The sequence below is a fragment of the Bradyrhizobium sp. 2TAF24 genome, from assembly GCF_052115025.1.
In the GTDB taxonomy this organism is placed as follows: domain Bacteria; phylum Pseudomonadota; class Alphaproteobacteria; order Rhizobiales; family Xanthobacteraceae; genus Bradyrhizobium_A.
This window is the reverse complement of the sequence record NZ_JBFRFW010000020.1, coordinates 1-12,898: the sequence shown is the minus strand read 5'-3', so window position 1 is coordinate 12,898 and position 12,898 is coordinate 1. Positions and strand designations below refer to the sequence as shown.

Annotated in this window: 4 protein-coding genes; all 4 read left to right on the top strand. The window is 66.7% G+C overall.

Features of this window, described 5'->3' with window-relative positions; all coding sequences use genetic code 11:
* The first annotated feature begins 69 nt into the window (after nucleotides 1–69).
* The gene (locus AB4Z37_RS26490; RefSeq protein ID WP_441519694.1) at nucleotides 70–675 is read left to right on the top strand and encodes an STN domain-containing protein; all 606 of its coding nucleotides are present in this window, start codon (nucleotides 70–72) and stop codon (nucleotides 673–675) included.
* Entirely contained in the window at nucleotides 672–1,217 is a 546-nt protein-coding gene (locus AB4Z37_RS26485) for a sigma-70 family RNA polymerase sigma factor (protein ID WP_441519693.1), read from the top strand. Before AB4Z37_RS26490 ends, AB4Z37_RS26485 begins: the two co-directional genes overlap by 4 nt.
* A gap of 67 nt (nucleotides 1,218–1,284) precedes the next feature.
* A complete protein-coding gene (locus AB4Z37_RS26480; RefSeq protein WP_441519692.1) occupies nucleotides 1,285–2,268 on the top strand; it encodes a FecR family protein in 984 nt (327 codons plus the stop codon).
* Nucleotides 2,269–2,549: 281 nt separating this feature from the next.
* Nucleotides 2,550–12,898: two-partner secretion domain-containing protein (locus AB4Z37_RS26475; RefSeq protein ID WP_441519691.1), on the top strand; the 10,349-nt coding region annotated here is incomplete at its 3' end.

Sequence of the window (12,898 nt, the reverse complement as noted above, 5' to 3'; positions counted from 1 at the left end):
GTTCTTGCGATGAGTGCGGGTATTCTCGTTGCTGGGGGCTCCACATCGGCGACGATGGCAGAGCAGGCCGTGCGGACATCGGCGCCGGTTGCTTTTGACATCGGTGCCCAGCCGCTGGCGTCGGCGCTCGATGTCTACAGCGCCGCCACCGGGCTGCAGGTCGTGTATGACGCCACCTTGGCTTCGGGGCGCCGCTCTCGGGCCGTCGCGGGATCCATGCCGCCTGACATGGCGTTGCGGATCCTGCTCGACGGCAGCGGCCTGACGGCGGTCTACGCTGCGACGAATGCCTTCACGGTCGTGCCCGCGGTCGCGGAACGACGGATGTCCGCGGCATCTCTGGACAGCTTCAGGCCTTATCTCGCCGCCGTTCAGACCAGCATCGCGAAAGCCTTCTGCCGATCGTCGCTGACGACGCCCGGCACCTATCGCGTCGAATTCAGGTTCTGGATCGGCCCCGTGGGCGAGGTGCTGCAGCCGGAGCTGCTGACATCGACCCATGACGAGATTCGGGACCAGGCCATCGCCGGGCTGCTCCGCGCCCTGACGATCGGTCGGCCGCCGCCGCGGGACATGCCGCAGCCTGTTGCAATGGCGGTGTCGCCACGCCCGCCGGCCCAAACCGGAGACTGCGGTGCGGCGGGGGCTGATCTTGCGAGCCCGGTCGCGCGATGACGGAAACAACCTGGACGACCCTCCGTCTGGTTCTGGTCGAGCGCTACGACGAGCTTCGTCGTCGGCTGGCGAGGCGTCTCGGCTCCGAGGAGAAGGCGCGGGAAACCCTCCACGAGACGTGGCTGCACCTTCGCGACAAGAGCGGCCCGGGCGTGGTTGAGAGCCCGGTCGGGTACCTGCTGCGCAGCGCACTCAACCTCGCGGTGAGCCGCGAGCGGCAGGAGGCTCGTCGGATCAGGCGGTTTGAGGTTCAATCGATGCTCGACATCGTCGATTCGGCGCCCGGGCCCGAGCGGGAGCTCGAGGGACGCGAGCAGGTCGCTTTGCTGGAGCAGGTGCTCGACGAACTCACGCCGCGTCGTCGCACCATCCTGCTGGCCTCTCGCCTGGAAGGGATTCCGCTGCGGGACATCGCCGATCGTCTCGGGATCTCGCAGCGTTTCGTGGAGCTCGAGCTCAAGGCCGCCCTCGAGCACTGCGCCAGGCGATTTGGCAAAAAGCTGACAAGGCGCTTCGGTCCGGCGCCGCGAGAAACGTCATGATGAGTAGGCGGCAGAACGTCGTGCATGTGGATTGGATGCCTGAGGTTGTGAAAGAAGCGCCCGGTCGATGACTTATTTCGAGGATCCGCCCGAGGAACTGACGCCGATCGAGAAGGAAGCGCTGGTGCGCGTCCAGATGCTCGGGTCTGGTCGGGCCTCTCGCCAGGAGATCGAGGACACCAAGCTCTGGGGCCGCCAGAGCAGCGCGCATGCCGAGGCGCTGGCGCGTGCGAGCCTGCTGTGGGATCAGCTTGGACCGGCCGGCCACAATTTTCTGAAACGCCGTGGCGAGGCTGTCTTGCCGGGCCTTCGCTCCGAGCCCCGTCTGTCACGGCGGGTGATCCTCGGGGGCGCGGTCGCGGCCTCGGCCGCCGCATACCTCGCCGTATGGCCCCCGCTCGCGCTGTGGCCTTCGCTGCGGGATGCCGTGGCGGATTATCGCACCGCCGCTGGCGAGCAGCGCCGGATCACCATCGATAACGGCATTACGGTGACGCTGAACACCGGCACGAGTGTCAACGCGCGATCCGACGACAGCGATCTGGATCGCATCGAGATCCTGACGGGTGAAGCCGTGATCGCGACGCAGACCGCCTCCAGGAAACATGTGCGCGTCATTGTCGGGGACGGCGAGATCAGCGCGCAACAGGCGCACTTCAATGTCCGCCACGAGCCGCGAGGAACGTGTGTGACATGCCTCGAAGGCGAATTGCGCGTTGAACGTCACGCATCTTCGGTGATGCTTCGTGGCGGCCAACAGGTGGATTATGTCGCGTTGGGGTTGGGGATGCCGGTGTCCGCAGATCCCGTCGAGGTGACCGCCTGGCAGCAGGGATTATTGATCTTTCATGACACTCCTCTCGATCGTGTGGTCGGAGAGATCAATCGCTACCGGTCGGGCAGGGTCGTGGTGACGAATGCGGAGCTGGGGCGCCGTCTCGTCAACGGTCGGTTTCGCATCGACAATGTCGATGGCATTCTCGCTATGTTCCAACAGATCTTCGCTGCGAAGGCGACGCACCTGCCCGGGGGCATCGTGCTTCTGAGCTGACGTCGCCCGAACGTCGCCGTGCATCCGGGGCGGTATCGAAAATCTCTCCGCGCCTCTCATTTTTTTGTTCGGTCCCGCCAATCGAGAGGCGTCCTTGGGAACGAGTGGCTCATCACGCGATCATGATCTGGTGATGAGCATCGGTGCGGTGCGGCCTGTGGGCCGTTCCATCGTTTCTTTCCAAAGGACATCAGATGCCGTCTCGCCAGAAAACTGCCCGCGTTTCGCATGCGTGCCTGCGCCGGGTGGAGCGACGCCCTGCGCTGCGGGGCTCGGGATTGATGTCCCAGGCGGCGCTGCTGGCAGGGACCAGCCTGCTGGCGTTGCTGATCGCAACGCCCGATCGCGGGCTTGCCGCGCAACTCGGTGGCGGTGGTGGCGTCCCGGCGACGACCTTTGCCATCGACGCCACGTCTCTGGCCGCGCAGCAGGCAGCGGCCGCCGCCCAGCAGGGCCAGAGCGCGATGCGACGCTCGATCGAGGCGATCCAGGCGATGCAGGGCGCCCAAGCCGCGGCACGCGCCGCCGCGGCGGCAGCTCAGCGCTCGACGACGTTGCCGCAGGTGGTGGTGCCGAATGGTCTCGCCGCCGGCGGCCTCCAGGTCGCCCCCAATGCGACATGGAACGGCGCCAATGCGCCGGTGCAGAGCGTCAACGGCAACCGCACCACCGTCACCATTGACCAGACCGCGCCGCAGGCGATCCTGAGTTGGCAGACCTTCAACGTCGGCGCCCAGACCACGGTCAATTTCAACCAGCAGGCCACGACCTGGGCGGCACTGAACCGCGTCACCGGCAATGTCGGGCCGAGCCAGATCCTCGGCCAGATCAAGGCGTCGGGCCAGGTGCTGGTGATCAACCAGAACGGCATCATCTTCGGCGGTGCCAGTCAGATCAATGTCGGCTCGCTGGTGGCATCGACGCTCGGGATCACGGATCAGCAGTTCAGAAGCGGCATCGTCAACCAGCAGGCCTACGATGTCGTCAACCACAAGGTGTTCGATCCGGCCTTCAGCTATAGCGGGCCTGGATCGGCTGCAGATGTCGTTGTCGAGGCCGGAGCGGTCATCCAGAGCGCGCCTGCTGCGTCGGTAACCACCAGCGGCGGTCATGTCTATCTGCTCGGCGGCAATGTCCGCAACAGCGGCAGCATCGTCGCGCCGGATGGTCAGGTGGTGCTGGCGGCAGGCAGCGCCGTGTATCTCACGCCGAGCGCGGATCCTGCCGTGCGCGGCGTCGAGGTCAATCTGCAGAATGGAGGCGTGGTGGTGAATGCGGCGCAAGGGCTCGTCAGCGCTCCCACCGGCAATGTCACGCTGATCGGCCTCAACGTGAAACAGAGCGGAATCGTCGCGGCCACCACGTCGGTGGACCAGGCGGGCTCGATCAGCCTCGTCGCCCGAGATGGCACCTTCGTGCAGCTGGTCCAGAGCGATAACTACACCGTCAACAACTACTATGTGCTGCCCACCCGGCTCGGCACGGTCGAGCTGTCGCCCGGCAGCCTCACGACGGTCCTGCCGGAGGAGAACGGTCGCACCGCGCTCGCGGGCCAGCCGCAGGGACAGTCACGGATCAAGGCGTCGGGCCAGAGCGTCAGCGTGCTTGCCGGCGCCGCCATCGTCGCTCCCGCCGGGCGCGTCATCCTCGAGGCCTCGGACGATCCGGCCGGCCTGCTTGTGCAGGATTTTCCGGCGGTGGCCGGCTCTTTTTTCCCGGCCTATCGGCAGGATGCCGGTCGCGTCTATGTCGCCGATGGCGCCGTCATCGACGTCTCGGGGCTGCAGGGCGTGCCCGTCGCCGCGTCCGCCGATGTCGTGCAGGTGAACGTGCGGGCCAACGAGCTGCGGGACGCGCCGCTCAATCGCACCGGCGCGCTCTACGGCACCGATGTCTGGATCAATGTGCATGACCTGAATGCGGTGGCGCCGGACCGGATCTACACGGCGGGCGGACTGCTCGAGGTGTCCGGCTGGCTGGGGCTGGCGTCGCGCAACATCGATCAGCGGCTGACGTTCGGCGGCGCTTTCAGCGTGTTCTCGACCGGCGATGCGATCCTGCGGCCGGGAGCGTCGATCAACATCGCTGGTGGCTCGCTGCTGCATCAGGCCGGCTATGTGCCGTTCACCCGGATCATCGGCGCAAATGGGCGCATCTACGACATCAATGACGCACCGGCGGATGTCAGCTATCTCGGCGTTGCCGGCCAGTTCGTGGTCAATCACCCCCATTGGAGCGTCAGGGAGACTTACGTCAATTCGCTGATCAGTGGCGGGCTGCGCTACCAGGCAGGCTATCTCGAAGGCATGTCCGCAGGCAGTTTCTCCGTTGCAGCGCGTCAGCTCGAGGTCGACGCCGCCGTCAACGCCGTCGCGGTCAACGGGCTCTATCAGCGCAACGCCGGCAGCATGGCGCAAGGCGGCGCGCTGGTTATCGGGGCGGGCGGCCTGCTGTTTCCGTCGGATGTGGTGATCGCGCCGACGACGACACCTCCAGCTGACGTGTTCGCCAACAGCGCGGTGGTCAACGGGCAACGTGATCCGGCGACGCTGCTGCCGGCGGACCTGCAGCAGACGCTGTACCTGTCGGCGACGGCATTGAACAGCGCCGGCTATGGCAGCATCACCATCAACAGCGGTGTCGGCCGGGTGGATCCGGCGAGCCAGCTGCCGATCTCCGGAGGCATCAGCGTCGTCGGCGGCGCGACGGTTCGGGTCGCCAATGGCGGCGCGATTGGCCTGAACACCGAGGCGACGATCGCCATCGATGGCCAGCTTGTCGCTCATGCCGGATCGATCGCGTTCGACACGTCGCTGGGGACGCTGACGACCAGGCGCGATGCGGTGCTGAAACCAGGTGCTCTGCTCGACGTCACCGGCGTGTGGACCAACGACGTGCCGGATCGGGTGCCGGTCGCATCGGTCCTGCCGAACGGCGGCACCGTCACGATTCATGCCAAGGGCAGCGTGCTGATCGGGGCGGGCGCCCTGATCGACGCGACGAGCGGCGGTTGGCAGCAGGCGAAGGGAGGCGTGGCCAGCGGGCCGATCACCGGCCTCGGGGGCGATATCAGCATCGTCAGCAACTATCTGGTCCTCGGCCCGTATGGCGTTGCGCCGTCTGCTTATCCGGGGCGCATCACGCTGAATGGCGGGGTGCGATCTTACGGCTTTGGCGGTGGCGGCCGCCTGATGCTGGCGACCAGCGATATTCGCGTCGGCGGCAGCGACCCGGGCGATGGCCGGACGCTCTGGCTTGATCCATCGTTCTTCACGCAGGGCGGTTTCAGCCAGTACGGCCTGATCAGCTACAACGGCCTGACGGTCGCGCCGGGCTCCGACATCGAGCTGCATGCGCAGCCGCTGATGCTGACGCCGGCCGCGTCGGAGGCCCGCAGTGGATCCAGCATGACGGGCCTTGCCGTGCCGGGAGTGCCGCTGCCGTTCCAGAGCGTGCGGCCCGTCAATCTGGTGCTGAGCGCGATCGATCCGTCGACCGGCACTCTGGTCGTCGGCGCCGGCGTTCAGATCAACTCGGATCCGGGCGCGACGGTGAAGCTTCATGCCGGGCGTCAGCTGACGTTCGACGGCGTCATCAATGCCCCCGGCGGGACGATCAACTTCGATCTTTATGGCCCGCAGTGGAACGATCGGGCACAGACGCTGTGGATCGGAGCCGACGCGCAGTTGCTGGCACGTGGACTGGTCCAGACCTTCCTCGATCAGGGCGGCCGGCCGGCGTACCGGATGTGGGCAGGCGGCACTGTCAATATCAACGAGAACGGCGGCGATCCCGATGCCTATCCCTACGCCGCCTATCCCGGGGTGGCTGCGGCCGGGGCGGTGCCCGGCTCGACGCCCGGTATGGGTTCGCTCGGCGCGGTGGTGGTTCAGGCCGGTGCACTGATCGACGTGTCCGGCGGGACGGGGACGGTCGCATTTCCCGTGCGATCCGGGTTGTCGCAGACGCTGATGTCGCTGCCGCTCAAGACCGACGCCGGCGCGGTCAATATCATCGCGTCCCAGGGGCTGCTGCTCGATGCCACCCTGCTGGCGCGGGCCGGCGGCGGCGCCACCGGCGGCAGCCTCAGCATCGATCAGACCATGTGGACGTCGCATGTCGGCGACACCTATCAGCAGCCGATCGGCCAGTTGATCCTGACGCAGGCGCAGTCGTTCGCCTCGGCTGGGCTGAAGGTCGGAGACGCCTTTCCGGCGCCCGGCGAGCTCCATGTCAGCGCAAGCCAGATCATGGCGGGCGGCTTTGCCAGCGTGTCGCTCGGTGCCGTCGATGCGGTGATGTTCAGCGGCGACGTCAGCCTGCACACCGAACGCAGCCTGACGATCAACGCGCGGGCGGTCGGCGCGTCTCCGGGAGCGAACGTGCAACTGGCATCGGCCTATGTCGATATCGGTGGCGGCCAGCGCAGCGTCGGCCACGATTTCCTCAGCAGCCCGCCGAATTATGTCCGCAACATGGCGCCGTTCGCCGGCACGGCGACGCTGACCGTCAATGCGGCGCTGATCGATATCGAAGGCGTCCTGAACAGCGGGGCGACCTACAGCTACCAGCCGAACTATTCCCAGCCGAGCACGACGACGGTGGCGCTGCCGGGCTTCGCCAACATCTCGTTCGCGAGCCGTGGTGATATCCGTCTTGTGGCCGCGTCGGTCGCAGCTGCTTCCAACAAGGCCAGCACCCTGGCGACGCTGGGCAATCTCGCTTTCGTCTCGTCGCAGCTCTATCCGACGACGACGGGGCCGAGCGATGGCGCTGTGGTGAATGCGATCAACAGCCAGTTCATGATCACGGCGAGCGGTGCGTCCAGCGTGATCACGATCGCCGGCAACGGCAGTCCCGTCCCGCCGCTGCCGCTGTCCGCCGGCGGCAACGTCCAGCTGATCGCACCGGTCATCAATCAGGGCGGCGTGCTGCGTGCGCCGCTGGGCACAATCACGTTCGGCGATCAGAACAATCCGGCAAGCGTATCCGCCATCAATCTGCTGCCGGGCAGCATCACCTCGGTGTCGGCCGCCGGCGCCGTGATTCCCTACGGCTCGCCGCTCGGCAACAACCTTTACATCTATGGCTATGACAGCAATGGCTCGCCGAACGCGATCACCACGCCGACGGCGAAGGTCATCTCGCTCTACGGCAAATCGGTCGCGGTCCAGCCGACAGCGATCATCGACGAATCCGGCGGTGGTGATCTGTGGGGCGCCCAGTTCGTCAGCGGAGCCGGTGGATCGGTCGACACGTTGAACGGCACCACCACGTTCGCCATCCTGCCGAGCCTCGGGGCGGCCTACGCTCCGCGCTCGCCCCTGATGGAGTCCAGCAACGGCGCCGCGAGCTTGCAGGCCGCCCCCGTCAGTCTCAAGGTCGGCGATCAGGTCGCGCTGAACGGCGTCGCCGGCCTCGCAGCCGGCACCTACACGCTGTTGCCGGGGCACTATGCCTTGCTTCCTGGCGCCTACAAGCTGACGGTCGCCGCATCGGGGCTGTCGCCGGCATGGGCCGGGGCGAGCTTCGCCCTGCCGTCGGGCGCGTATCAGGCCTGGGGCTATCGCACGGTCGCCAACACGTCCTTGCGTGACAGCCTGCCGTCGGTCTTCATCGTCACGCCGGGCACGGTGGTGCGGCAGCAATCGCAATATGCTGAAACGACGGTCACCCGGCTGTTCCAGGCGCAGGCCGTGGCCGCCAATACGGTGGCCCCGCGACTGCCGGTGGATGCGGGACAGTTCGTGCTCAGCGCGCTGAGCGGAATCTCGTTCCAGGGTGTGGGCAATTTCAGTTATGCGGCCGGTGGTCGCGGTGGTTCGGCCGATATCGTCGGCAGCAACCTGATGATCCTTGGCGCCGGCGACGCCGTTCAGAACCCGGCGGTCACCGGAATCGATGTCAACTTCATCAACGGCATCGGTGCGCAAAGTATTCTCATCGGTGGCGTGCGGAGGCTGTCGGCCAACCAGATGACCATCGGTCAGGCAGCGACCAGTGTCGAGATCGGTTCCCATGCGGTGCTGTCAGCTCCGGAAATCATGCTGCGGGCGACCGCCATGCTCACCCTCGATCCGGGAGCGGTGATCGACACCACGCATGCAGGGGGGATTCCGGATACTTTCCCGCTGGATTCGAAGAGCGGGCGGTCGCTCGGCACTATCGCACTCACCGACGGCGCATTTCTGATGGCCTCCAACACGCCGTCGCAGGTCCCGGTGTCATTGACCTCCTCGGCCAGCCCGCTGCCCAGCACACTGATCGTTGGCGCACAGGCGCGCGTCGATGCCGGGGGGAGCATGGTTCTGGCGAACGGCTCCAATGTGAGCCTCGACGGCACTGCGGCCTTCGGTGCGCCGGCGATCAGTCTCGCTGCGCCCGTGATCAATGTCGGCGGCCAGAATCCGAACGGGATCACCTTGACCAGCGCGCTGCTGGCCATGCTGACCGCAGGCGACCCGAACCGTGGCATCGCGCCGACATCGCAACTGGCTTTGACAGCCGGCCAGGCGATCAATGTGTACGGCGGCGCAGCGCTCGGTGCCATCGATCCGGCGCGCGGCCAGCCGGCCATCGGCCAGTTGACCCTCGTCAGCCCCGTGATCCAGGGATGGGGCGCGAGCGGCGATATCGCTGCGATCTCGGCCCGCCAGTTGAACCTGGTCGGCGCCGTGGCGCCGGTCGCTGCAGTCGCGTCCGGGCAGGGCGCGCTGATGCTGAATGCGACCGAGCTGACGGTGGGGCCGGGCACGCTCAACTTCGCAGGTTTCTCGGGGATCACGCTTGCGGCCAGCAGCCAGCTGATCGGCAACGGCATCGGCGTGCTCAGCACCGGCGGCGATCTCGCGGTTGCTGCGCCGCTGGTGACCGGCAAGGCCGGCGCCGACACCACGCTGAAGGTCGGCGGAGCGATGACCTTCGCGCCGTCGCTGTTGTCGACCGCGCCGCTGACACAGGTGCAGTCGATCGGCGCGCATCTCACCGTGAATGCCGGTACAATCGTCCAGGGGACCGACATTTCGCTGCCCTCCGGCGTGATCAGCCTGACGGCGGCCGGTGGCCTGACCCTCGGCGCCGGCTCCATCACCGACGTCTCGGGCGCCGTCATGCCGTTCTTCGACGTGGTGCGTATCGCGCCGGGAGGGACCGTCAACCTCGTGTCCCAGTCCGGCAATGTCGCGGTCGCCGCGGGAGCGCTGCTGAACCTTGCCGGGGGCACCCTTGCCGCGCTCGACCGCACGAAGACCCCCATTGTCGACCTGCCGGGGTCGGACCTCGGCGGCGATGCCGGCACGCTCAACATCGTGGCGCCCAATGGCTCCGCGCAGCTCGGCGGCCGCTTCAATACCGCCAGCGTGGCCGGCTATCGCGGAGCTCAGGTGGCGATGAGCCTCGCCACCGGTGATGCCTCGGCGTTGCTCGCCGCGGTGCAGGGCTTCAGCGGAAAGCAGGCGCTGACGCTGGCGACCGGCGATATCACAGTCGGCAGCATCACGGCCCAAGACGTCGAATTGTCCGCTGCCAGCGGCAGCATCACCGTCAACGGGACGATCGATGCCAGCGGTGGGCGCAATGCCATTATTCGCCTCACCGCCGGCAAAGACCTCAAATTGGCGAGCGGTGCGCTGCTCGATGCGAACACCACCGCAACGATGGGAGGCAATGTGTTTCTCGGGCTCGCCGGCGACAGTCCGGGCCTGCTGACGCTCGATGCCAACAGCACCATCAAGGTTGCCGGAGCCAGCCCCGACATTGCGGCCAATGGCGGGCGGCTCTGGCTACGTGCGCCACGGACGGCCTCCGGCGTGCAGATCAGCAATGCCGGTGTGTCGGTGATCGGCGCGCGTGAGATCGATGTCGAGGCCGTGAAGGTCTATCATCTCCCCACCCGTTCTGGTCCGACATCGCCCAACGTCGCTTATGTCGACGCGGCGATCGGCGCTGCGAATGCCGACGCGCAGGCATATGTTGCGGGGGCATCCATCGCGAACGGGATCGGGACGCTGCAGACGACGGCCGCCACCACGTTCCACCTGCTGCCGGGGATCGAGCTCGTCAGTGCGGGCGACCTGCAATTGCTGCAAACCCCCACTAAGCTCAACACGGGCATCAACCTGCAGGCGTATCGCTACAATGGCGAACCGATGGTGTTGACGCTGCGTGCCGCTGGCAACGTCTTCATGAACGGCAGCCTCAGCGACGGCTTTGCCGCGCCGGTCGCCTCGCCGGATGGCAATATCTTCGCGATTGCGCGGCTGCTGCCGACTGGATCGCGTTCGGCGACGTTGCGGGTGGTTGCCGGCGCCAGTCTGTCCGCTGCCGACCCCGATGCGATCATGGCGCAAAGCCAGCTCGGCGCAGGCGGCGGCTCGATCCAGTTCAACGATCCGCATCCGGATGCCACCGGCGTCTTGATCCCGAGCGTGCTGCGCACCGGAACCGGTGACCTCGATCTCGCCGCCGCCGGCAACATCGTGCTGACAACGCCGTTCGGCATCTACACCGCCGGAACCCCGTCGCCTGACGTGCCCGGCTTCACCAATCCGACGCGGCTGCCCTTCGATTCGCTGATCTCATCCATTTTGCACCTGCCGGATACATATCTGGGGTATGCCTCCTACACCAAACGGCCAAAGGCAGGGGTCGCGTGGGACGCGACCTATCCCACGGCGCTCTATCCGAGTTACCCGCAGGGGGGCGGAAACCTGACCATCATGGCCCAGGGCGATCTGACCGGCGCCAGCGGCATCAATATCCCGGGCCCGCGCGGGCCGTCGGTGTCCAACGGCTACGCCGGCAGCGAGCTGGATGCGTTCTGGCTCTGGACGGAGGGGCAACCCAATCCCCAGGGACCGGGCGTCATCAATGGCACGTCGTTCATCAACTTCGGGACCTACTACCAGGCGCCCAGCACCAGCGCTATGAAGGACTATGCGCCCCATGTCGCGGCCTACCGTGGCGTCGGCGCTCTCGGTGGCGGCAACGCCACCATCAGCATCGGGGGGAACCTCACCAATATCGATGTCAGCCTGCCGGCGACCATGCGCGCGCCGGCCGCCGCGTCCAGCCTTCAGGACGTGGCGATCACCGGAGGCGGCGATCTGCGACTGAATGTGGGGCGGGCGCTCGACAACGCCAACATCGACGTCGGCCAGGGCACCGGCATGGTGCGTGCGACGGAGATCGGAACGACCGTGATGGTCAACCTGATGGTCGGCAATGCACAGGTGTCCGCCGTGGCCGATCGCTCGCTGCATGTGCTGGTCGGCGATCCAACCCGCGCCGCCGTGCAAGCCGGGGCTCCGCCCCACCTCGGGCTCGAAGGCTGCGCCTTCTCCTGCAGTTTCACCGGAAGTCTGCCGTACGGCTTCTTCAGCAGCTTTACGCCGGCTTCAGCGTTTGGTGTCCTGGCGATGGGAGGCGACGTCTCGCTCAATGGCAGCTTCCTGCCGCCGGTCATGAACGTCGTGGCTGCGACCGGATCGATATCGAGCACGCAGGCGCTCGGGGCGAGTGCCATGATCAATGGCAGTGGGATCGGATTCGGTAACATCCTGGTTGGCCTGCCCGCGGCCACAGCGCAGCTCGATCTGTTGGCAGGCCAGGATATCAAGAACACCGGGATCAGCATGACTGGCATGGTGCCCGTCCCTGTGGCGGTGCCGTTCCTGTACGACTATGCAGGGTCGATCTTCCAGTTCGGTGATCAGACCCTGTCATCGTTCGCCTCCAGCCTCGTCCAGCCCACCGATCGACGGGTCGCGCACGTCTATGCGCTGGGGAACCTGGCATCCGTCACGCTGGCGACCTCCAAGCGAACCAATGTTCGTGCGGGGCTCGACATTCTCTCGCCATCGTTTGCGCTGCAGAACAACCGGCCCGACGATGTCTCGCAAGTCCAGGCCGGCCGCGACATGACCAGCTGTCGGACGCCGACCGACTGCAGCGGCTTCAACATCCGGATCGGCGGGCCAGGTTTCCTCGATGTGGAGGCCGGGCGCGACATCAATATCCAGACCTCGCTGCTCGCCAGCGCGTTTTCGGCCCGCGGCATCGGCATCGCCAGCATCGGCAACGCCGACAATGTGCTGCTGCCACCGACCGGGGCGTCGATCAGTGTCGCCGTCGGCCTCGGCAAGGATGGCATGAACATCGCCGGCTTCATCACGACCTATCTCGATCCGGCCTATGCCAGCGGAGTGCTGCAAAGCCACACCGCCGATCTCGTCGACTATCTGAACAAGACGCTCGGCTATGCGGTGCTGCCGGCCGATCAGGCCGTCGCGCTGTTCCGCGGGCTGGCGCCGAGTGTGCAGATGCCGCTGATCGAGAGGGTGTACTTCGCCGAGCTGAAGGCCGGCGGCCGCGCCGCGGCGAATGGCGAGGGCGCGGGCGGCAAGGGCTACGATCGCGCCTACAAGGCGATCCAGACCCTGTTCCCGGGCAGCACCATCGGTACGCCGACCACGGCCTATCACGGCGACCTGTCGGTGTATCAGCTCGGCCGCATCCGCACCGAGGCCGGCGGCGACATCAACATCCTGGCGCCGGGCGGCAGCGTGACGCTCGGCATCGAGAACCAGACGCCGGATCTCACCGGGCAGGTCGATACCGCGCGGCCGGGCGT

Bases quoted from the DNA above. Each gene is read 5' to 3' on its own strand.
- AB4Z37_RS26480 (WP_441519692.1), top strand. From the start codon at position 1,285: ATGACTTATTTCGAGGATCCGCCCGAGGAACTGACGCCGATCGAGAAG.
- AB4Z37_RS26485 (WP_441519693.1), top strand. From the start codon at position 672: ATGACGGAAACAACCTGGACGACCCTCCGTCTGGTTCTGGTCGAGCGC.